The following is a 21559-nucleotide window of genomic DNA, read 5'->3' on the forward strand; positions in this document are numbered from 1 at the left end:
CGGGGCTTGCCCATCCGGGCGCGCGGGCCTAGGTCATTGGCCATGAAAATTCTGTTCCTAGGTGATGTCATGGGCCGCGCTGGCCGTCAGGCGATTGCGGATCGTCTGCCAAAGCTGCGTGCCGAATGGAAACTCGATTTTGTCGTGGTCAACGGCGAGAATTCAAGCAGTGGCGCGGGGCTGACCGCCGACCACGCCAAGGGCCTGCTTGCGGCGGGGGCCGATTGCCTGACGCTGGGCGATCACAGCTTTGACCAGAAGGACATGCTGACCTTCATCGAGCAGGAACCCCGCATCATCCGCCCGCTGAATTTCGCCAAAACCGCACCAGGCAAGGGATATCGCCTGTTTAACGCAACCGGCGGGCGTAAAGTGCTGGTAACGCAGGTTCTGGGGCAGGTGTTCATGAAGCGCCCCTTCGACGATCCGTTTTCCGCCGTCGACCAGGTACTTAAGGCGCATCCGCTTGGCGGTCTGGCGCAGGCCGTTGTGGTCGACATGCACTGCGAGGCGACATCCGAAAAGATGGCCATGGGCCATTGGTGCGACGGCCGCGCCAGCATGGTTGTGGGCACCCATACCCATGTGCCCACCAGCGACGCGCAGATCCTGCCGCGCGGCACCGGCTATCTGACCGATGCCGGCATGTGCGGCGACTATAATTCCGTGATCGGCATGGACAAAGAGGAACCGATGCGCCGCTTTATCACCGGCATGGGCAAAACCCGTTTTGTCCCCGCAACGGGAGAGGCGACGCTGTCGGGCTTTTACATGGAAACCGACGACCGCACCGGCCTTCCCAAGGTCATCCGCATGATCCGCGAAGGCGGGCGTCTGGAACAGGCCACCCCATGACGCGGGCCAAAGCGATGCCATTCGCAGTTCTGCTGGGCCTGGGCATCATTTGGGGTCTGACCTTTCCGCTGAACAAGATCGCGGTGTCGGATGGGTATCGTCATTTCGGTATCATCTTCTGGAATCAGGCGATTGCCTTTGCCGTATTGCTGGCCGCGACGATTGTGCGGGGCAAATGGCCGGTCCTGCGCGCGCCCCACCTGCGGCTGTATCTGGCGGTGGCGGTCGTTGGCACGATCCTGCCCTCTGTCGCGTCCTATCAGGCGGCGGTCTATCTGCCTGCGGGGCTTGTCGCGCTTCTGATTTCGCTGGTGCCGATGTTCGCCTTTCCCATCGCGCTGGCCTTCGGCGGCGAGCGGTTCGAGGCCAAGCGCGTGTTCGGGCTGTTGCTGGGCGTTGCCGCCGTTGTTGTGATCGCAGGGCCACAGGCCAGCCTGCCGGACCGCGCCATGGTCGCCTTTATCCCCATCGCCCTGATCGCGCCGTTCTTTTACGGGCTGGAGGGAACCCTTGTGACGCGGATGGCGCAAGCCGATGCGGACCCGATCCAGATCCTGCTTGCCTCGACCGCGCTGGGCATGGCGATGTCGATTGGGCCTGCGGTATTGGGCGGGCATTGGATCAGCCCGCTTGCGCCTTACACGCGGCCCGATCTTGCGATCGTGCTTGCCTCGCTGCTGAATATCGTGGCCTATACTGGGTATGTCTGGCTGATCGGGCGCGCCGGCGCGGTATTCGCAGCACAGGTCGCCTATCTGGTGACCGCTGCCGGTTTCGGCTGGTCGATGCTTTTGCTGCGCGAAAGCTATTCCGGCTATATCTGGATCGCCCTTGTCCTGATGTTCATCGGCCTGTTTCTGGTCCAGCCGCGCCGCAACGCCGCCCTTGTGCCGCCAGTAACACTTGGTAATGATGCGGGCTGACACGTCCCAAGGGCCATTCTGAATGTTCAATATTGCGTTTTCGCCCCAAACCTCGTCCGTTCTGACCATTTCGATCGTCGTCATCATGTTGATCATGTTTGTGCGCGAACGGTATCCGGCTGAGGTCATCGCGATTGCGGGGGCGGCCAGCGTGCTGGCCTTGGGCATTTTGCCGTACGAAAAAGCCCTGACCATTCTGTCCAACCCCGCCCCCTGGACCATCACCGCGATGTTCCTGATCATGGGCGGGCTGGTGCGCACCGGCGCGTTGGAATGGCTGACGCAACAGGCGGAAAAGCATGTGGACAAGCGGCCCACGGTCACGCTGATCGGGTTGCTCGCCTTTGTCGCGATTGCCAGCGCATTCATGAACAACACCCCCGTCGTGGTGGTGATGATCCCCGTGTTCGTGCAGGTCGCGCGGAAAATGGGAGTGTCAGCATCCAAGCTGCTGATCCCGCTCAGCTATGCGGCGATATTGGGTGGCACGCTGACGCTGATCGGCACCTCGACCAACCTGCTGGTGGACGGCGTTGCGCGGTCCAAGGGCATGGAGCCCTTCGGGATTTTCGAGATTTCGGCCCTGGGTGCGGTGCAGGTTCTGATCGGCATGCTGTATCTTGGTTTCATCGGGCGCCGCCTGCTGCCCGATCGCCAGTCGATGGGCGTGATGCTGAGCGACCGGCGCAAGATGAAGTATTTCACCGAGGTGGCCCTGCCCGAGGATTCCAACCTGATCGGCCAGATGGTGATGGACGTGGACCTGTTCAAACGCGAGGGCGTGCGGGTGATCGACGTGCTGCGCGGTGACGCCTCGTTGCGGCGCGATCTGGTGGCTGTCGCGCTGGAGGCCGGTGACCGCGTCGTGCTGCGCACGGAAATGGCAGAGCTTCTGGGCCTACAGCAGAACAAGGATCTGCGCATGGTGGACAAGCTGTCCTCGGTGCAGACCACCACCGTCGAGGTGCTGATCACACCGGGATGCCGGATGATCGGCCGATCGCTGGGGTCGCTGCGTCTGCGCCGCCGCTACGGCGTCTATACGCTGGCGGTGCATCGCAGGAACCAGAACATCGGGCGGCAACTGGAGGACCTGATCGTGCGGATCGGCGACACCCTGCTGCTGGAAGGGTCTGCCGAGGATATCGAGCGTCTGGCGGTCGATATGGAGCTGGTGGATATCACCCATCCGTCGGTGAAGGCCTATCGCCGCAGCCATGCCCCGATTGTGGTCGGCGCGCTGGCGGGTGTGGTTATTCTGGCCGCCCTCGGGGTTGGCCCCATTCTGGTGCTGGCAATTGTCGCCGTCGCCATCATCTTTTTGACCCGCTGCATCGACGCGGAAGAGGCGTTTTCGTTTATCGAGGCCAAGCTTCTGGCGCTGATTTTCTCGATGCTGGCGGTTGGCGCAGCGCTGGAAACATCGGGGGCGGTGAAATTGATCGTCGATGCGATCAGCCCCTCGCTGGTCGGGCTGCACCCGTTCTTTGTGATTCTGGCGGTCTATGTGCTGGCCTCGGTCCTGACGGAAGTGGTCTCCAACAACGCGGTCGCGGTGATCCTGACGCCGATCGCGATAGAACTGGGGCTGGCGCTGGGGCTGGACCCGAGGCCGCTTGTCGTGACGGTGATGTTCGCCGCCTCGGCTGCCTTTTCGACACCGATCGGGTATCAGACCAACATGCTGGTCTACGGGCCCGGCGGGTATAAATTTACCGATTACATGCGCGTCGGCATTCCTTTGAACATCCTGCTCGGTCTGACGGCCAGCGCGCTGATCCCGTTGATCTGGCCGCTTTGATCCAAAGGTCGTAATCCAAAGGCCGCGCGTTCCGCGCGATTTTTATTATCTCGCTACCGCTCGGGATTTTGCCTGCGGCGCGGATATTTGAACCAAAAAGAGGGGCTGCCTTGACCCTTAAATGCGCGTGGCGGAACTGCGAAAGTCAAGAATGCCGGTTTCCGTGACGATGAAATCGAGCGGTTGATCGGTGGCTTCAAGCGGCAGGGCATCGGCCTGTTGCGCAGCATAGGCAAAGCCGATTGCGATGGTCGGGCGCAGGGCGCGCAGGTTTTGCAGGGTGCGGTCATAGAAACCACCGCCATAGCCCAGACGGTTGCCCTGTGCATCGAAGGCCACAAGCGGGACGATCAGAACCTCGGGTTCAAGGATCGCGCCGTTTTGCGGCACGCGCGCGCCGAAGGGCCCGTCGAGCAGGACCGCGTCGGGCGTCCATTCCTGAAATTCCAGCGGGTGCGCGCGGGCCTTGATGACCGGCACACAGACCTGCCCCCGATGCGCGGCCATCGCCGGCAGCGGGTCGATTTCTGTCCGCATGGCCATATAGCCTGACAGGATCCTGCCGTGAAACTGTGCAAGAACCTGCATCAACAGGGCCGCGCCCTCTGCGCCCTGTCCTGCCTTATGGGCCTGTTCGCGGCGGGCGAAAGCCGCAGCGCGGGCCTGCGCCTTTTGATCGGCGAGAGCGGTCACAACAACACCATCGCCGCCAGCCCGAGGAAAGCGAAGAAGCCCACGACATCAGTCACCGTTGTCACAAAGGCCCCCGAAGCAAGGGCCGGATCGACACCGACCTTTTCAAGCGTTACGGGGACCAGAATGCCCGCAAGCCCCGCGATCACCAGGTTGATCACCATCGCCACGGCGATCACCAGCCCCAGCATCGGAGAGGAGAACCAGACCACACCGACCAGCCCCATGATCACCGCGAAGATGATGCCGTTGATCAGGCCCACCATCACCTCGCGTCGGACCACCCGCCAGACGTTCGACGAGGTCAAGTTGCGCGTTGCAATCGCGCGCACGGCAACGGTCAGGGTTTGTGTGCCGGCGTTGCCCCCCATGGAGGCCACGATCGGCATCAGAACCGCAAGCGCCACGAACTGGGCAATCGTCGCCTCGAACTGGCTGATCACCAGCGAGGCGAAAATCGCGGTGACAAGGTTGACCGCCAGCCATGGCAGGCGCTGTTTGGTTGTCTCCATAACGCGGTCCGACAGGGTGCCCTCGCCGACACCGGCCAGACGCAGGATGTCTTCCTCGGCTTCCTCGTCCAGAACGATCATCGCATCGTCGATGGTGATGACACCGACAAGGCGGTCGTCCTCGTCCACCACGGGCGCGGAAATCAGGTGATACTGGTTGAAGGCATAGGCAACGTCACCCTCGGGTTGGGTGACCCGGATGGTGCGAAAACTTTCCTCTTTCAGGTCGGTCAGTTTTGTGGCGCGGGCAGAGCCCAGCAACTTGCCAAGGGTCACCTGCCCCACCGGCTTGAGCCGCGCATCGACCAGAATCATATGGTAGAATTCGTCGGGCAGTTCTTCCTGACTGCGCAGGAAGTCGATCGCATCGCCAACGGTCCAATGCTCTGGCCCCATGACGACCTCGCGCTGCATCAGGCGGCCCGCGGAATATTCGGGATAGGACAGCGCCTTTTCGACAGCGACACGGTCCGCGTCGCCAAGGGCGTTCAGAATGGCGTCTTGTTCGGGCTTGTCCAGAAACTCGACCAGATCAACAACATCGTCGGAATCCATGTCCCTTACGGCATCGGCCAGCGCTTCGGGTGCGAGATAGTCGATGACCTCCTCGCGCACCGATTCCGCGAGTTCAGACAGGATCTCGCCGTCGATCCCGCCGGACCACAGCGCAATCAGCGCCTTGCGGTCGGAACTGTCGATCTGCTCGATGAAGTCGGCGATGTCGGCGGCGTGGTACGGCTCGAACAGCTCGTCCAGCAGGGCGGAATCACCTGCCTCGACTGCGTCCAGCAGCGCGGCGGCGGTGTCTTTGTCCATGCGGTAGGCGTTTTCGTCATGCTCGTCGATTTCGAGAATATCGTCGCTCATTTTCTGCCCCCTTGCATCCATTGCCGCACCTTAACCGCATGCTGTGAAGGGGAACAGGGGTGATGCGGATTTACCATTGCCGAATGCGGGTTTACTGTCATTTTTCATGTAAGGAAATATGATGGACAACGCACAGCTGCTTTTGGGTCAGACACTGGCCTTTTCGGGGGATCCGTTCGCCCTGCCGCCAGAGGAGGCGTGCCGCCTTGAGCGGCGCGGGGCGGTGCTGATCCGGGACGGGCTGATCGTGGCCACGGGGCTGGCCGACAAGATGCGCGCGGCGCATCCAGCGGTGCGTGTCACCGATTACGGCGAGGCGCTGATCACGGCGGGCTTCGTCGATGCCCATGTGCATTATCCGCAGACCGCGATGATCGCCAGTTGGGGCAAGCGCCTGATCGACTGGCTGAACACCTATACCTTTCCCGAGGAAATGCGGTTGGCCGATCCGGCCTATGCCGCCGAGATCGCCGGGCGCTATCTGGATCTGACGCTGGCGCGGGGCACAACCACCGTGGCCAGTTATTGCACCATCCATCCGGTCAGTGTCGATGCGATATTCGAGGCGGCACTGGCGCGGGGCCAGCGGATTGTCGCGGGCAAGACCTGCATGGACCGCAATGCCCCCGAAGGGCTGCGCGATACGCCGCAATCGGCCTATGATGACAGCAAGTCGCTGTTGGAAAAGTGGCACGGGCGGGGGCGGTTGTCTTATGCGATCACCCCGCGGTTTTCGCCGACCTCGTCCCCGGAACAGCTGTCGGCGATGGGCGCACTATGGGCGGAACATCCTGACTGCCTGATGCAGACGCATCTGTCGGAACAGACCGACGAGATCGCATGGGTCCGCGCGCTGTTCCCCGCTGCGCGCGATTATCTCGACACCTACGAGGCGCACGGGCTTTTGGGGGCGAACGGGCTTTACGGTCATGCGATCCACCTGACGGACCGCGAAAAGGATCGCCTGCGCGAGGTTGACGCCAGCCTGATCCATTGTCCGACCTCGAACACGTTCATCGGGTCGGGGCTGTTTGATCTGGCAGGGCTTGTGGCCAGGGGTCACCGCATCGGGCTGGCCACCGATACCGGCGGCGGATCATCGTTTTCGATGCTGCGCACAATGGCGGCCGCCTACGAGATCGCGCAGTTGCGCGGCACCGCAGTGCACCCCGCGCAACTGTGGTGGCTGGCGACCTGCGGATCGGCCCGCGCCCTGCGGATGGAGGACAAGATCGGCAACTTGAAGGCCGGGATGGAGGCGGATATCGTGGTGCATGATCTGGCCTCGACACCCGCCATCGCGCAATCGGTCACCCGCGCCGGAACCCTGTGGGAGGCGCTGTTTCCAACGATCATGATGGGCGACGACCGCGCCGTCGTCGCAACCTATGTGGGCGGCGTTCTGCACAGGGCGTAACAAAACACAACCGCGTCCCCCCGACGCAGGCCAGGCCAGTCGCAGGGACGCGGTATTGCGGTGTTACGACGTCAGGACAGGCTTGTAGCTTTTGCTGGCGGTTGCCGCTTTTTGCATCGCTTTCATTGCGTCCTGCGCGGTCATCAGCTTGGTCGTCGATCCACTACTGAACGCGCCCGATGCCCCGACAGCCAATGCGCCGGCCGCCATCATTTCGTCATTCGGCCCCTCGATCAGGGCCACGATATCCTCGCTGCCAAAGCAGAAGAACAAGTGGTGCAGCTTGCCGCCCAATGCCTCGATCAGCGGGCGCGCCGCGGCTTCGCGGTCTTGCGGATTTTTCACCATCTCTTTGAGAGCGGCAGCAGTATAACGGGCCTGAAACATATAGAATGGCATAGAAAGTCCCCCCGGGGAAAATCGCCGACCGATGCGGCGAAGACAGGTTTCAGAAATGCGGACACATGACATCAAAGACCAGACGGCGCGGCCTTTATACGGGTTTTGAAATAGACCCGTGACAACGGATTGAAAAACACTGACTGACGCACCCAAAAATAAACAGAGCATCCGTTTGCAGGCAACGACGGCTTTCGAGGCATAACGCCCGACCCGCACTCTAGCAGAAAACTGCGGCCAAAGATACGCACCTTCGGTATGGTCCGGCGGCATCCTGACCGATCCGGGCGCGCGGCTGGCAGGCAAAGCTTCGCCCAGTGGCATTCAGGGGCTTTCCCGATGCGCGTTCGCCCGATATCAGACCCTATCATCAGGAGAGGCCCATGACCGATATCCCCCGCCGCACCGCCCTTGCCCTTTTCCTTGCCGGATTGGCCGGCTGCGGGTCACCCCGTGCACGGGATGCGGCACCGGATGTGGTATCGCGCGGTCCGCTTCATCCGAACGAAACCCCGCAACTGCGCGCCCTGATCGACAAATACGCCGCCCTTTACCAGGTTCCCGCGCCGCTGATCCACCGCGTCGTGATCCGCGAAAGCCGACACCGCCCCGCCGCGCGGAACGGTCCCTATTACGGGCTGATGCAGATCCTGCCTGCGACCGCCGGAACGATGGGCTACCGGGGATCGCCGGACGGGCTTCTGGATGCGGACACCAATCTGAAATACGCCGTGAAATACCTGCGCGGCGCCTGGTTGCTATCGGACGGAAGCTATGACCGCGCGGTGATGTGGTATGCCAAGGGCTATTACTACGAGGCGAAACGGCGCGGCATGTTGGTCGAGACCGGCTTGCGTCGGTCCTGACGACGGCCGGAAAAAGACGCCTTCGGCGAGGATATTTTTACCAAAAAGAGAGAGCGTCAGGACATAAGCCTGCGGGCAAGACGGTTCTGGGTCTCGATCGCGCGCGGCAGGTCGATTGTGGCGATCTGGCCCTCGGCCACGATGCGGCGGCCTTCGACGAAAAGGTCGCGCACACGGGTCGGACCCGCCAGCAGCAGCGCGGCGGGGTCCCAACTGCCCGCGCTTTCGATGCCAGACACATCCCAGACCGCAATGTCGGCGCGTTTGCCCACGGCGATCTGGCCACAATCGCTGCGCCCCAGAACCGCCGCACCGCCGCGCGTCGCGATCTCCAGCGCCTCGCGCGCGCTCATCGCGTCGGCCCCGTTCGCGACCCGCTGCAACAGCATGGACTGCCGCGCCTCGGCCACCAGATTGCCCGCGTCATTCGATGCCGATCCATCCACCCCCAGCCCGACCCTGACGCCGGCATCGCGCATTTTGCGCACCGGCGCGATCCCCGATCCAAGGCGGCAATTCGAGCAGGGGCAATGCGCGACACCGGTGCGGGACCGCGCGAAAAGGTCGATTTCGGCTGCGTCCAGTTTCACGCAATGGGCGTGCCAGACATCGTCACCGGTCCAACCCAGATCTTCGGCATATTGCCCCGGACGACAGCCGAATTTTTCCAGTGAGTAGGCGATATCTTCGTCGTTTTCGGCCAGATGGGTGTGCATCATCACGCCCTTGTCGCGGGCCAGAATCGCGGCGTCGCGCATCAGCTCGCGGCTGACCGAGAACGGCGAACACGGCGCGACCCCCACGCGGACCATCGCGCCGTCAGAGGCGTCGTGGAACCGGTCGATCACGCGGATACAGTCGGTCAGGATATCCGCCTCGCGCTCGACCAGGCTATCGGGCGGCAGGCCACCATCGCTTTCGCCGATGCTCATCGCGCCGCGCGTCGGATGGAACCGCAGGCCGATTTGCTGCGCCGCGTCGATGGTATCGTCCAGCCGCGCGCCATTTGGGTAAAGATACAGATGGTCCGAGGACATCGTGCATCCCGACAGCGCCAGTTCGGCCAGCCCCACCAGGGCAGAGCTGCGCATTTCATCCGGCCCGAAGCGCGCCCAGATCGGGTAGAGCGTTTGCAGCCAGCCGAACAACAGCGCATCCTGCCCGCCGGGCACGGCGCGGGTCAGCGTCTGGTAGAGATGGTGATGGGTGTTCACCAGACCGGGTGTGACAACGCAGCCGCCCGCGTTCAGAACCTGCGCGCCGACGGCCACAAGCCCCTGCCCCACTGCGGCAATAACGCCGCCGCGGATCAGGATATCGGCACCGGAAATCTCGCGGCGCTGGTCGTCCATTGTCAAAAGGGTATCGGCGTTCCGGATCAGAATATCGGGCATGTCACAGTTTCCACATTGCGGGGTCACCCCCTTCGGTGAACCTGTGCAACATTGCCAGCAGAAGGGAGAGTGAAGGACCTGACATGCGCGTATATCCTAATCGCGGTGCATCCTTCTGTGCAAGCCCCGGCCTTGCGCCGATGGTCAATAGCCGGAGAGAACAGCCAAGGCCGCGGCGTGGACCTGAGGATTGGCGGCGGCCAGAATGCGGCCCCCGTTGTGCGCGGGCCTGCCCTGCCAATCGGTGACGACGCCGCCTGCGGCCTCGATCACGGCGATCGGGGCCTGCACGTCATAGGCCTGCAGACCGGCCTCGACCACAAGGTCGATCTGGCCGCTGGCGATCAGCGCATAGGCATAGCAATCCATCCCGTATCGCACCAGACGCACCTGCCCTGCCAGATCGTGAAAGGCCTGCCCCTCGGTCGCGGTTCCGACCTCTGGAAAGGTGGTGAACATGATTGTCTGGTCCAGGGCGCGGGCGGCACGGGTGCGCAAAGGACGGCCCCCCATCGGCCCGGTCATTTCAGCAAGCCCAAACCCGCCGACAAACCGCTCGCCAATATAGGGTTGGTCGATCACACCCAGAACCGGACCCGCGCTGGCCTGAACGGCAATCAGAACGCCCCAGGTCGGAGTGCCGGACAGGTAACCGCGCGTTCCGTCGATCGGGTCAAGCACCCATGTCAGCCCCGACGTTCCCACGACCGGCCCGAACTCTTCGCCCAGAATGCCGTCGTCAGGCCGAAGCTGCGCAAGGATATCGCGCATCGCCTGTTCTGCCGCACGGTCCGCAACGGTGACCGGATCAAAATGCGCGCCCGATTTGGTCTCTGCGGTCAGCGCGTCGGATCTGAAATGCGCCAAGGTGGCAATGCGCGCCGCATCGGCAAGCGCGTGCGCGGCCCCAAGCAATGACGTCTGTTCAATCGCAGTGATAAATGTCATCTCGCGGCGGCCCTTTTCGTTCCCTGTGACCGCCGGTACCGCGACACAAGGAACGGGTCAAGCATGGTTCGGCTACGCGACGTCGCTTAGCACACGCGCAAGGTCGAACAAACGCCGGCGCTGGTTTTCCGGGATCGCATAATAGGACCGCACCAGTTCAAGCGCCTCTTTGTCGGCAAGGATGTCATTGGGCAGGCTGGAATTGGGCCCCGTCGTTGCCTTCGTGGCCTCGACACCTTCGAAAAAGAAGCTGACCGGCACACCCAGCGTCGCGGCGATATCCCACAGGCGCGACGCACTGATGCGATTCATGCCGGTTTCATACTTCTGGATTTGCTGGAACTTGATCCCGACTTTTTCCGCAAGCTGCTGCTGGGTCATTCCGACCATCCAACGCCGGTGGCGGACTCTTTTTCCAACATGGACATCAACGGGGTGGGTCATTCTGGCACTCCTCTTTCTCGGATCGAACCTCACAGGCGAATGGCCCTGAAATTCACGAACTAATGCGGAAACATCGTAGTAATCGGATCATGATACAGACGAAACGTCTCGTTTCAAACTAACAATTGGGACAAAATACCTGTCTTTTTAGACAGCTTCAGGGTGAATTGGCCCACCAATCGTTCGCCTCACCACCATAGAGACGCGAATCCTTTGAAAATCAATGCATTTCAAGTTGATCACGCGTTTCCGGGGCCGCGCGCGGAAAGGCCGCGGCACCCCCCCCGAAAGACAGGGCTGGCCCTGCGCAGGGGCCATCGTTAGGCTTAGCTTATCCTATGGAGTATATTATGCGCGCCTTTCAGATCACCTCGTTTCATGCCCCGCCCGGACTGACGCAACTGGCGATTCCCCAACCTGCGGCAGGCGAAGCCCGCGTCAAAATAGAGGCCTGCGGGCTGAACTTCGCGGATCTTCTGATGATGAAGGGCCAGTATCAGGAACGACCGCCCTTGCCCCTGACCATGGGGATGGAACTTGCGGGAACGATACACGCGCTTGGCGAGGGCGTCACAGGGCCAAAGGTCGGCACACGGGTCGCCGTCTTTGCGGGCAGCGGCGGGCTGGCGGACTACGGATGTTTTCCCGCCACGCGCTGCGTCCCCCTTCCCGACGCGATGTCAGCGGCACAGGCCGCCGCGTTTCAGGTGGCCTATGGCACCTCGCATGTGGCGCTGGATCATCGGGCAAAGCTTCGGGCGGGTGAAACACTTCTGGTGCTCGGTGCGGCGGGGGGCGTCGGGCTGACGGCAGTGGAAATCGGCAAGCTGATGGGGGCCAGGGTCATCGCCTGTGCACGTGGCGCCGACAAGTTGGCTGTGGCCAGGGCCGCAGGGGCCGATCACCTGATCGACAGCGACACCGACGATATCCGCGCGGCGGTCAAGGCCCTCGGCGGGGCGGATGTCGTCTATGATCCGGTCGGCGGCGATCAGTTCAATGCGGCCTTGCGGGCCTGCAACCCCGAGGCGCGGGTGATCGTCATCGGCTTCGCCAGCGGCGATGTCCCCGCGATCCCCGCAAACATCCTGCTGGTCAAGAACATCACCGTCATCGGCCATTACTGGGGCGGTTATCTGACCTTCGCACCGAATGTCCTGACCGACAGTCTCGCGCAGCTTTTCCGCTGGTTCGAGGCAGGAAAACTACACCCCCACATCAGCCACCGCTTCCCGCTGGACCAGACGGCACAGGCGCTGGAAACATTGCGCAGCCGAACATCGACAGGCAAGGTCGTGGTGGAGATCTGACTCTTTTTTCTGCTTGGCCCTCTTCTTGGAAAAAATATCCGCCGCGCGCAGCGCAGCCCGAGCCCCTGCGCACGCAGGGGCGAGACGAAAGCAATCGCGCAACGCGCGTCTACAGGATCAAAGCGCGCGATAGGCCTGACGCAACAGTGCCACCAGATCATTCGCCACTTTTTCCTTCGCCAGATCTGCTTGATACAGATTGATCTGCTGCGAGTTCAGTTCCGGCAAGGCGCCGCCGTGATTTATCCGCTCCAGATAGGGTGATTCTGTGCCCCCGATGACCACATGCACCGCCAGATCGGCACTGACACTGGCCTCCACCGCGCGATTGTATTCTGAATCGACGGCCATTTCCCACGGGATATTCGCGCCGTCCAGCGCCGCTTCGACACCCTGGCGAAAGATGTTCCCGGTTTCGAACCCCAACCTCAGGGGCCTTGTCTTCCAGGCCGAACCGCCGGGCGCCCCGATCCAGACCAGCGGCAGCACGGTCAGCGTTTCGCCCCCCGCGCCGCAGCTGTCTTCTGTTGTCAGGATCACATCGCATTCCCCCCGCGCGAATTGCGCCATCAGCTTGCGGGTGTTCGACGAGACAAGCTGCACCTTCATCCGGGGATAGTCGGCATTGAACCGTTGCAGCACCTGCGGAATCGCCGGGTAAACGATATCCGCCGGAACCCCCAGAATGATCTCGCCCTCAAAGGCCTGATGGGTCAGCCGCCCGAATACCTCGTCATTCAATGCCAGCATCCGCCGCGCATAGCCCAGCAACTGCTCGCCCGCAGTGGTCAGCGCAATGGTCCGCGCAGAGCGGTCCATCAGCTGGATACCCAACTGTTCCTCAAGCCGCTTCAACTGCATGGACACCGCAGACTGGGTCAGGTTCAGATACCCCGAGGCCTTGGTCACCCCGCCCACCTCGGCCACAGCCACAAACGAGCGCAGGGCCGTCATGTCGATGTTTCTTGGCATATCAAATTCCTTGATGCTTAAGCTAATAAACATTCATTTTACAAATGGACCACAAAAGCCGAAACAGAGCAACAGAAATAGGCGGCCACCCGATGTGGCCAAATCGTGGAACGAGACGCAAAATGACAACCCTGACCCGAATCCAAGCTCCGATCTTTTCGATGCCCCGCGCGGGCACTGTCGCCCGCATTGTGGCGCTGGCCCTTGACGCATGGCGCAGCCGCCGTGCGCTGTCCCGTCTGGACGACCGCGCGCTTAATGATATCGGCCTCACCCGGCGCGCCGCGCAGATCGAGGCAAATCGCCCCGTCTGGAGCCTTCCTGCCGTCTGGCTTGGCTAATTCGGGCCTTTCAATGAATTCATGACTCTTTCGGGCATGAATTACTTGAAATCGCGGCCACTTCTACCGATATTCCACTCAGAAGGCGGCCGCTCTGTAATGGTCGCCGCTATGGAATAACCTGGAGGCGTCCAATGGCTGAATTCAAGACGATGCGCACCGGTGCCGGAATACGGACCGCCGACATCGATGCAGGGCTTCGCGCCCATATGAACAAAGTATACGGCACCATGTCGGTTGGCATGTTGCTGACGGCGGGTGCGGCCTGGGCCGTCGGCACCAACGAGATGCTGGTTCAGGCCATCTTCGGCACGCCGCTGAAATGGCTGGTCATGTTTGCCCCGCTGATCATGGTCTTTGCCTTCGGTGCGATGATCAACAAACTGTCGGCCGCCGGCGCGCAGTTGTTTTTCTACGCCTTCGCGGCTTTGATGGGTGTGTCGATCAGCTATATCTTTGCGGTCTACACCGGCTTTTCCATCGTTCAGACCTTCCTGATCACTTCGGTGGCCTTCGCAAGTCTAAGCCTTTACGGCTATACGACGAAAAAGGACATATCGGGTTGGGGATCGTTCCTGATCATGGGCGTCGTGGGCTTGCTGCTGGCGTCGATCGTCAACATCTTCCTTGGATCGCCCGTTGTGCATCTGGCAATTTCGGCCTTGGGTGTTCTGATCTTTGCGGGTCTGACGGCCTATGACACACAAAAGATCAAGACCGACTACCTGCAACACGCGCATGCGATGGACAGCGAATGGCTGGGTAAGTCCGCGATCATGGGGGCGCTGAACCTCTATCTGGACTTCATCAACATGTTCATGTTCCTGCTCAGCTTCCTTGGCAACCGCGAATAACCTTCCGGCCTGACAGCTTAAAAGACTCACCCCCGTCAAACCCAGGTTTGGCGGGGTTTTTCGTTTCTCTGACCCAATCAATATGTCTGGGCGTGGCGCGCCCTTCGTTCGGCCTTGCCCGGTCGGCAAAAGGGTCTGGCTGTCACATTTCCGAATTACAGCTGCGGTAAAACCCGGTCAGGACACACAGCGGGTGGAATGATCAGTGCGGCATCGGGCAATCTTTATCTCCGACGTTCATCTTGGCACCTCTGGTTGTCAGGCCGGGATGTTACTGGATTTCCTCGGGGAAAACCGGGCCGACACGATCTACCTGATCGGCGACATCGTCGATGCCTGGCGGTTGCAGCGCGGCTGGTTCTGGCCGCAAAGCCATAACGACGTCGTTCAGGAACTGTTGGCCCGCGCCAAGGGCGGAACGACGATCTACTACATTCCCGGCAATCACGACGAGGTGCTGCGCAATTACCTTGGCACGCATTTCGGCGGCGTCGAGGTGATGGAAACCGTGCCGCATGTCACAGCGGACGGCAGGCGGCTGCTGGTCACCCATGGCGACCAGTTCGATTCCATTGTGGTCAACGCCAAGTGGCTCGCCCATGTCGGTGACCGGGCATATGAATGCGCGCTATGGCTCAACACCTGGGTCAACAGGGCCAAACGGCTTTGGGGCGGGCAATACTGGTCGCTGTCCAACTGGGCCAAACAGCAGGTCAAGCAGGCGGTCAATTTCATCAGCGAATACGAACAGGTCTTGGCCGACGAGGCGCGGCGCAAGGGCTATGACGGCATCGTCTGCGGGCATATCCACCGCGCCTGCATCCGCAAAATCGGCGGGCTGGACTACATCAACACCGGCGATTGGGTCGAGAGTTGCACCGCAGTCGTGGAGCACATGGACGGCTCGCTGCATCTGATCGACTGGGCCGCAGAAATGCGCGCACGCGACGCCCTGCCGGCCAATCGCAGGGCCGGACGCCGGAACGGAACCACAGCCAAGGAAAAAGAGGTGGCCTAGCCATGATGACCGATACCCCCGACATCACGCAACAACTGGGCGCAGCCGTTCACCAGAACAGCGCACTGAATGCCACGGGCCTGCTGGAACGGCTGTTTTCCCGCCTGTTCGAATCCCTGGTCTATGCCCAGATCTGGGAAGACCCCGTTGCCGATATGGCGGCCCTTGACCTTACCCCCGGAGAGCATGTGTTCTGCATCGCGTCGGGCAGTTGCAACGCGATGTCCTATCTGACGGCGCGGCCCGGCTCGGTCACCGCAGTCGATCTGTCGCCCGCCCATGTGGCGCTGGGACGGCTGAAGATCGCTGCCGCACAGCATCTGTCACAGGCGGAATTCTTCGACTTCTTCGGTCGGGCGGACCGCGCCGGAAACTCGGCGGTCTACGACCGTGTGCTTGCACCGCGCCTTGACCCCGAAACGCGGGCCTACTGGAACGGGCGAGTGATGGGGCGTCGCCGCATTTCGATGTTCAACCGGGGGTTTTACAAATTCGGATTGCTGGGGCGGTTCCTTGGCCTTGTCCATTTTGCATCATGGCTGGGCGGGCTGGATTACGCCCCGCTTCTGGCGGCTCAAACGCCAGAGGAGCAAAAGCGGTTCTTCGATACACGCATCGCGCCGCTGCTGGATGCGGGTCCGGTGCGGTGGCTGGTGCGGCGGCGCGCGTCGCTGTTCGGGCTGGGCATTCCGCCCGCGCAATACGACAAACTTGCAGCCGACGGCGGGGGCGACGTCTTGCCGGTTCTGAAAGAGCGGGTCCGCAAACTTGCCTGTGATTTCCCGATCCACCAGAACTACTTTGCCTGGCAGGCCTTCAACCGCGCCTACGAACCGGGAACGTCGCAGTCGCTGCCGCCCTATCTGGAGCCGCAGAATTTCGAAACGATCGCCACGGGGGCCGCCCGCGTGTCGGTGGTGAACCGCTCGATGACCGACCTGCTGGCAGAGCGCGACGCCGCGTCGCTGGACGCTTATGTTTTGCTGGATGCGCAGGACTGGATGACGGGCGCGCAACTGAACGCGCTGTGGGATCAGATCACCCGCACGGCACAGCCGGGGGCGCGGGTCATCTTTCGCACCGGTGGGGCCGATGACATCCTGCCGGGCAAGGTTGCGCCCTTGCTGCTGGACCGCTGGGGCTATGACCGCGACGCATCGGAAACCGGCTTTGCGCAGGACCGGTCGGCGATCTACGGTGGTTTCCACCTCTACCGTTTTCAGGGATAGCGACAATGGTCGATACCGTCTCGCATGCCGAACTGATGGACCGCACCTATCGCTATCAGCGGTGGGTCTACGATATCACGCGGCGCTATTATCTGTTGGGCCGCGATAGGCTGGTTGCCGATCTGGCACCGCCGCCGCGCGGGCGGGTGCTGGACATCGCCTGTGGCACAGGCCGCAACCTTGCGCGGATTTCGCGAAAATATCCGGGATGCGCCCTGTTCGGTCTGGATATCTCGCACCAGATGCTGCTGTCCGCCGGGGCAAAGCTGGGCGGTCGCGCACAGCTGGCCCGTGCCGATGCCTGCGATTTCGACGGAGAGGCGCTGTTCGGGGCGGGCGGATTCGATCGCGTCGTGCTGTCTTACAGCCTGTCGATGATCCCCGACTGGGACCGCGCCCTGCGCCTGGCCGCAACGCAATTGCGCCCCGGAGGAGAACTGCATGTGGTGGATTTCGGCGACCAAAGCCGCCTGCCGCGCTGGTTCCGGCGGGCGTTGCACCGCTGGCTGGCGCGGTTCCATGTGGCACCACGGGCCGACCTGCACCCGCGGATGCAGGCGCTGGCGGACGAACAGGGGCTGACATTGCGGTTTCAGCACCTCTATCTGGATTACGCCCGATACGGCGTCCTGAGCCGGTCCTGCGCATCTATTGACCTTGCCGGACAACCTTGACTGTCCCAAAAGTCCGGCAATCCGCACAAGGGATAAGGGTGACGCAAGACGGCAAGGCGTTCAATTCGAAACGCAAAAAGCCGCGCTACAAAGCGCGGCCTGAAGCTGTATCATGCAAGCCGTCTGGCTTACTTGATTTTGCCTTCTTTGTATTCCACGTGCTTGCGCACAACGGGGTCATACTTTTTCACGACCATTTTTTCGGTCATGGTACGGGCATTCTTTTTGGTCACATAGAAGTGGCCGGTATCCGCGGTGGAGTTCAGGCGGATTTTGATCGTGGTCGGTTTAGCCATAACTGGGCTCCTCTACGTGGCGACCAAGGCCGCTCGTGTAATCTCGTGAACCCGCCTTTTACTTGGCCCAACAGCCGAGTCAACAGGTATTCAAGTGCGCGGACGGCCTATAAGCCGGATTTTGTCCAAGGTGTTGCCACCTCTGGGCGATCATTCCTCTACCCCTGCTGTTACCAACAGGATCCAGCTGCCAACCCGGACCTCTGGGCTGAAGCAGCCCTGGGGCTTGCGCCCCGCGAGGTCCCTATTTGGCATTGCTCCAGGTGGGGCTTGCCGTGCCGGTTCTGTTGCCAGTCCCGCGGTGGGCTCTTACCCCACCGTTTCACCCTGACCCGTTCAAAGTCTCCATTGGCGAACCTCTGGTTCGAACGGGCGGTTTGTTTTCTGTGGCGCTTTCCCTTGGGTTACCCCAGCCGGGCGTTACCCGGCACCTTTGCTTCATGGAGTCCGGACTTTCCTCGGATGTTGCCACCCGCGATCACCCAGCCATCCGCGCAAAGTTGACTTAGGCGCTTGGCGCGCGCGGGTCAACGGGGAAGGCGTGCGCAAGGGCCAGCATCAACCCCATATCCGCCGCGTCCAGCGGGCCGGTCGCAAAGGGACGAAAGCGCAGGCGCAGCGCTTGCAGCACAAGGGCGGGATCAGTGCTGTATGTATAGCCGAACGCACGGGCGGCGGCCACGAACGCCACCTGATCGGGGGCGGCCTGCGCTGCGGCGTCTGTCGCGGGCCAGACCGACAGGCCCTGCCGCGCCAGCCTGCGCCAGTCAAAGCGCGGGCCGGGGTCGATCTTGCGCCCGGGCGCCATATCGGAATGGCCGATGACGCGTTCGGGCGGGATGCGCCAGCGGGCCATGATACCCCGCATCAGTGCCTCCAGCGCGTCCATCTGCGCCGCGCTGAAGGGGGTGTTGCCCATATTGGCCATCTCTATCCCGATCGAGCGGGAATTGATGTCTGTGACGCCGCCCCACGCCCCCGCCCCCGCATGCCACGCCCGCAGGTCTTCGGGCACCAAAGGCAGAACAGTGCCCTGTTCGGAAATCAGATAATGCGCGGACACCTCGAATGCGGGATCGCAGAGGCGGTCTTTTGCCTCTGCGGTGCTGGCCATCGCGGTATAGTGAAGGACGATCAGGTCCGGCACGGCCCTGTCCCTGCGGGGACCGCAGTTCGGCGAGACCTGCTGCACGCGTTACTTTTTCGCGTTGCGAAAGGGTTGCGGATCCCATGAGCAGGCAAATCCGTCGCCGTCGGGGTCCACGCCAATGCGGTCCCGTTTCGGCCCGCCCGCATCCAGAAACGCGATCTGCGCCAGATCGGGGGCCGCAAATTTCGCACAGGCGCGGTTGTAACGCCCCTCGGTCAGCAGGCCGAAGCGTTTGTAGATCGTCTCGCCGACACGGTTTGTGCTGCTCAGGGCGAATTCGACGATATTGGACCCGGTGGTGCCGCTGCGGGTCGGCACGGCTGTTGGTGCGATTTCCTGATATTGAGCGCGGTTCTCGGCGATGCGCTCGCGGTCGCTCTCGATTGATTCGCGGCCTGTGACGGCTTTGAAATCCTGCTCGTCCGAGATGCCGGAGTTGTCGGACGCCGCGACCGGAGCCGCAGCAGTCGCCGCTGGCTGGGTGTCGGCGGGGGTTTGCGTGCCCAGCACCGCCATGGCCTCCTGCCCGAGCGTCCGGGGGGCCGCGTCGGTTTGCGCTGTCGCGATGGGCATGGGCGCGCCGGGGCCGGCGTTCAGCGCCTCGTCGCGCTGCGCCCGCCGCGCCTCGTAGTCGGTATAGCTTTCGAACCCGACACCCGCGCCGGAATCCGGCACATTGGGTTGGCAGGCAGCAAGTAGGCCAAGACAAACAACCGACAGCACAATCCGCATGGGATGCCCCTTTAAAAACGCATTTCGGCGCTGGTTACCACCATTTCGCCGGTTTGGAAACAAACCCTGCGGCCTGCTCCAGCACATGCGCGAGATTCAGCAGATCGCCCTCTTCCCAAGGGCGACCGATCAATTGCAGGCCCAGCGGCAGCCCCTGCGCGTCGGTTCCGGCGGGCACAGAAATGCCCGGCAGACCCGCAAGGTTGACCGTGACCGTGAACACGTCGTTCAGATACATCTGCACCGGATCGGCGTTCTTCATCTCGCCCAGCCCAAAGGCCGCCGAGGGGGTCGCGGGCGTCAGGATCGCGTCGACGCCCAGCGCGAAGGCATCCTCGAAATCCTTTTTGATCAGGGTGCGCACTCGCTGCGCGCGGCGATAGTAGGCGTCATAGAAACCGGCGGACAGCACATAGGTGCCGATCATGATGCGGCGCTGCACCTCCGCGCCAAAGCCTTCGGCGCGGGTTTTCTCGTACATCTCTGTGATGCCGTCGCCTGCGGCCAGCTTGGCGCGGTGGCCGTAGCGCACCCCGTCATAGCGGGCAAGGTTGCTGGAGGCCTCGGCGGGGGCGATCACATAGTAGGCCGGCAGCGCGTATCTGGTGTGCGGCAGGCTGATGTCGACCACCTTGGCGCCTGCGTCCCTCAGCATGGCGGTGCCGTCATCCCACAGCTTTGCAATCTCGGACGGCATGCCGTCCATGCGGTATTCCTTGGGGATACCGATGGTTTTGCCTCGGATGTCGCCAGTCAGCGCCGCCTCGAAGTCGGGAACGGGCAGGTCGGAACTGGTGCTGTCCTTGGGGTCGTGGCTGGCCATCGCGCCCAGCATGATCGCCGCGTCGCGCACGGTTTTGGTCATCGGCCCCGCCTGATCCAGACTGGACGCATAGGCGACAACGCCCCAACGAGAGCAACGCCCGTAGGTCGGCTTTATCCCCACGATGCCGGTAAAGGCGGCGGGCTGGCGAATAGACCCGCCGGTGTCGGTGCCGGTCGCCGCAAGGCACAGATCGGCGGCAACAGCGGCGGCAGACCCGCCCGACGACCCGCCCGGGGTCAGCGCCACGTCAGAGCCGGTGCGGCGCCACGGGCTGACCGCATCGCCATAGGTCGAGGTTTCGTTGCTGGAGCCCATGGCGAATTCGTCCATGTTCAGCTTGCCCAGCATGACCGCGCCCGCATCCCACAGGTTCTGGCTGACGGTTGATTCGTATTCCGGCCTGAACCCGTTCAGAATGGCAGACCCCGCCTGCGATGCGACACCCTTGGTGCAGAACAGGTCTTTCATGCCGATCGGAATGCCGCACATATCGGGCGCGTCCCCGGCCGCGATCCGCTTGTCGGCGGCTTTTGCCTGCGCCAGCGCGATGTCGGGGGTGTGGTGCACAAAGGCGTTCAGCTTGCCCGATGTGACGGTTTCGGCAAGGCAGGCCTCTGTCAGCTCTACGGAAGTGATGTCCCCGGCGCGCAGCTTGTTGCGGGCATCGGCAATGGTCAGTTTATTCAGTGCGGTCATCATTCCACCACCTTCGGCACAGCAAAGAAACCTTCGCGCGCATCGGGCGCGTTCGACAGGACGGCGGCCTGCTGGTTGCCGTCGGTGACGTCGTCCGCGCGCCGTTTCAGGCGCATCGGCGTGACAGAGGTCATCGGCTCGATGCCCTCGACGTCCACTTCGTTCAGCTGCTCCATAAAGCCGAGGATATTCGAAAGCTCTGCCGCCAATGCGGGCAAAGCGGCCTCTTCTACCTTGATGCGGGCCAGTTTTGCCACGCGGCGGGCGGTGTCCGTGTCGATCGACATCATATGTCTCCGTTCTATTTGACCTGCGTTTACCGCCCGCACGGGTTGGCTGCAA

General features: G+C 62.3%; 23 protein-coding genes and 1 other RNA gene. 11 read left to right on the forward strand and 13 right to left on the reverse strand.

From position 1 onward, the window contains the following. Nucleotides 1–42 precede the first annotated feature (42 nt). Genes ACEN2R_RS12430 through ACEN2R_RS12440 form a run of 3 tightly spaced genes read left to right on the forward strand, consistent with a single transcriptional unit; the run spans nucleotide 43 to nucleotide 3579 of the window. On the forward strand, nucleotides 43–855 hold the full coding sequence (locus ACEN2R_RS12430) for a TIGR00282 family metallophosphoesterase (RefSeq protein WP_442042639.1): 813 nt from the start codon (nucleotides 43–45) through the stop codon (nucleotides 853–855). Then, the gene (locus tag ACEN2R_RS12435; protein WP_442042641.1) at nucleotides 852–1778 is read left to right on the forward strand and encodes a DMT family transporter; all 927 of its coding nucleotides are present in this window, start codon (nucleotides 852–854) and stop codon (nucleotides 1776–1778) included. The genes ACEN2R_RS12430 and ACEN2R_RS12435 overlap by 4 nt, the downstream gene beginning before the upstream one ends. A gap of 22 nt (nucleotides 1779–1800) precedes the next feature. Further along, nucleotides 1801–3579, forward strand: coding sequence for an SLC13 family permease (locus tag ACEN2R_RS12440; RefSeq protein WP_442042643.1), 1779 nt, complete (start codon nucleotides 1801–1803; stop codon nucleotides 3577–3579). A gap of 117 nt (nucleotides 3580–3696) precedes the next feature. Here ACEN2R_RS12440 and ACEN2R_RS12445 read toward each other — a convergent pair whose 3' ends face one another. After that, complete coding sequence (locus tag ACEN2R_RS12445) at nucleotides 3697–4272, reverse strand: 5-formyltetrahydrofolate cyclo-ligase (protein WP_442042645.1); 576 nt, start codon at nucleotides 4270–4272, stop codon at nucleotides 3697–3699. Next, nucleotides 4269–5651 (reverse strand): magnesium transporter, encoded by a 1383-nt coding sequence (mgtE, locus tag ACEN2R_RS12450; RefSeq protein WP_442042647.1) that lies wholly within the window; start codon nucleotides 5649–5651, stop codon nucleotides 4269–4271. The genes ACEN2R_RS12445 and mgtE overlap by 4 nt, the downstream gene beginning before the upstream one ends. Nucleotides 5652–5772: 121 nt before the next feature. On the opposite strand from mgtE, the gene guaD reads away from it, so the two are divergent. Then, nucleotides 5773–7068, forward strand: a complete 1296-nt coding sequence (gene guaD / locus ACEN2R_RS12455) for a guanine deaminase (protein WP_442042649.1) — start codon at nucleotides 5773–5775, stop codon at nucleotides 7066–7068. Nucleotides 7069–7131: 63 nt separating this feature from the next. On the opposite strand, the gene ACEN2R_RS12460 is transcribed toward guaD, so the two are convergent. Further along, nucleotides 7132–7467, reverse strand: coding sequence for a GYD domain-containing protein (locus tag ACEN2R_RS12460; RefSeq protein WP_442042651.1), 336 nt, complete (start codon nucleotides 7465–7467; stop codon nucleotides 7132–7134). Between the two features lie 383 nt (nucleotides 7468–7850). Between ACEN2R_RS12460 and ACEN2R_RS12465 the strand changes: the two genes are divergently transcribed. After that, nucleotides 7851–8333, forward strand: coding sequence for a transglycosylase SLT domain-containing protein (locus ACEN2R_RS12465; RefSeq protein ID WP_442042653.1), 483 nt, complete (start codon nucleotides 7851–7853; stop codon nucleotides 8331–8333). Nucleotides 8334–8389: 56 nt separating this feature from the next. Here ACEN2R_RS12465 and ACEN2R_RS12470 read toward each other — a convergent pair whose 3' ends face one another. From ACEN2R_RS12470 to ACEN2R_RS12480, 3 genes are all read right to left on the reverse strand, one after another. Continuing rightward, nucleotides 8390–9727, reverse strand: a complete 1338-nt coding sequence (locus ACEN2R_RS12470; RefSeq protein ID WP_442042655.1) for an 8-oxoguanine deaminase — start codon at nucleotides 9725–9727, stop codon at nucleotides 8390–8392. Between the two features lie 144 nt (nucleotides 9728–9871). Next, a complete protein-coding gene (locus tag ACEN2R_RS12475) occupies nucleotides 9872–10675 on the reverse strand; it encodes an inositol monophosphatase family protein (protein WP_442042657.1) in 804 nt (267 codons plus the stop codon). A 72-nt stretch (nucleotides 10676–10747) separates the two neighbouring features. After that, the gene (locus tag ACEN2R_RS12480) at nucleotides 10748–11119 is read right to left on the reverse strand and encodes a helix-turn-helix domain-containing protein (protein ID WP_442042659.1); all 372 of its coding nucleotides are present in this window, start codon (nucleotides 11117–11119) and stop codon (nucleotides 10748–10750) included. Between the two features lie 350 nt (nucleotides 11120–11469). On the opposite strand from ACEN2R_RS12480, the gene ACEN2R_RS12485 reads away from it, so the two are divergent. Next, nucleotides 11470–12429 carry an NADPH:quinone oxidoreductase family protein gene (locus ACEN2R_RS12485; protein ID WP_442042661.1) on the forward strand — a complete coding sequence of 320 codons (960 nt, stop codon included), beginning with the start codon at nucleotides 11470–11472 and terminating at the stop codon, nucleotides 12427–12429. 117 nt (nucleotides 12430–12546) lie between these two features. On the opposite strand, the gene ACEN2R_RS12490 is transcribed toward ACEN2R_RS12485, so the two are convergent. Further along, nucleotides 12547–13401: a LysR family transcriptional regulator gene (locus ACEN2R_RS12490; RefSeq protein WP_442042663.1), complete on the reverse strand. Its 855-nt coding sequence runs from the start codon at nucleotides 13399–13401 to the stop codon at nucleotides 12547–12549. Nucleotides 13402–13523: 122 nt separating this feature from the next. Here ACEN2R_RS12490 and ACEN2R_RS12495 point away from each other — a divergent pair, with 122 nt between their 5' ends. From ACEN2R_RS12495 to ACEN2R_RS12515, 5 genes are all read left to right on the forward strand, one after another. Further along, the gene (locus tag ACEN2R_RS12495; RefSeq protein ID WP_442042665.1) at nucleotides 13524–13742 is read left to right on the forward strand and encodes a DUF1127 domain-containing protein; all 219 of its coding nucleotides are present in this window, start codon (nucleotides 13524–13526) and stop codon (nucleotides 13740–13742) included. Nucleotides 13743–13876: 134 nt separating this feature from the next. Then, nucleotides 13877–14596, forward strand: a complete 720-nt coding sequence (locus ACEN2R_RS12500; RefSeq protein ID WP_442042667.1) for a Bax inhibitor-1/YccA family protein — start codon at nucleotides 13877–13879, stop codon at nucleotides 14594–14596. 205 nt (nucleotides 14597–14801) lie between these two features. Then, complete coding sequence (locus ACEN2R_RS12505) at nucleotides 14802–15614, forward strand: UDP-2,3-diacylglucosamine diphosphatase (RefSeq protein WP_442042669.1); 813 nt, start codon at nucleotides 14802–14804, stop codon at nucleotides 15612–15614. Nucleotides 15615–15619: 5 nt separating this feature from the next. After that, the gene (locus ACEN2R_RS12510) at nucleotides 15620–16843 is read left to right on the forward strand and encodes a DUF3419 family protein (protein ID WP_442042766.1); all 1224 of its coding nucleotides are present in this window, start codon (nucleotides 15620–15622) and stop codon (nucleotides 16841–16843) included. A 5-nt stretch (nucleotides 16844–16848) separates the two neighbouring features. Beyond that, nucleotides 16849–17517: a class I SAM-dependent methyltransferase gene (locus ACEN2R_RS12515; protein WP_442042671.1), complete on the forward strand. Its 669-nt coding sequence runs from the start codon at nucleotides 16849–16851 to the stop codon at nucleotides 17515–17517. A 128-nt stretch (nucleotides 17518–17645) separates the two neighbouring features. On the opposite strand, the gene rpmG is transcribed toward ACEN2R_RS12515, so the two are convergent. The 6 genes from rpmG to gatC all read right to left on the reverse strand — a co-directional run bounded on the left by rpmG (nucleotide 17646) and on the right by gatC (nucleotide 21504). Further along, nucleotides 17646–17813: a 50S ribosomal protein L33 gene (gene rpmG, locus ACEN2R_RS12520; protein WP_008034579.1), complete on the reverse strand. Its 168-nt coding sequence runs from the start codon at nucleotides 17811–17813 to the stop codon at nucleotides 17646–17648. A 94-nt stretch (nucleotides 17814–17907) separates the two neighbouring features. Beyond that, nucleotides 17908–18307: RNase P RNA component class A (rnpB, locus tag ACEN2R_RS12525), an RNA gene on the reverse strand. 11 nt (nucleotides 18308–18318) lie between these two features. After that, nucleotides 18319–18951: an N-acetylmuramoyl-L-alanine amidase gene (locus ACEN2R_RS12530; protein ID WP_442042768.1), complete on the reverse strand. Its 633-nt coding sequence runs from the start codon at nucleotides 18949–18951 to the stop codon at nucleotides 18319–18321. 57 nt (nucleotides 18952–19008) lie between these two features. Next, a complete protein-coding gene (locus ACEN2R_RS12535) occupies nucleotides 19009–19695 on the reverse strand; it encodes a hypothetical protein (protein ID WP_442042674.1) in 687 nt (228 codons plus the stop codon). Between the two features lie 34 nt (nucleotides 19696–19729). Then, complete coding sequence (gatA, locus tag ACEN2R_RS12540) at nucleotides 19730–21217, reverse strand: Asp-tRNA(Asn)/Glu-tRNA(Gln) amidotransferase subunit GatA (RefSeq protein ID WP_442042770.1); 1488 nt, start codon at nucleotides 21215–21217, stop codon at nucleotides 19730–19732. After that, a complete protein-coding gene (gene gatC / locus ACEN2R_RS12545) occupies nucleotides 21217–21504 on the reverse strand; it encodes an Asp-tRNA(Asn)/Glu-tRNA(Gln) amidotransferase subunit GatC (RefSeq protein WP_442042772.1) in 288 nt (95 codons plus the stop codon). Before gatC ends, gatA begins: the two co-directional genes overlap by 1 nt. Nucleotides 21505–21559: the final 55 nt, after the last annotated feature.

This window comes from Pseudogemmobacter sp. W21_MBD1_M6 (assembly GCF_052119585.1).
In the GTDB taxonomy this organism is placed as follows: domain Bacteria; phylum Pseudomonadota; class Alphaproteobacteria; order Rhodobacterales; family Rhodobacteraceae; genus JBGQOJ01.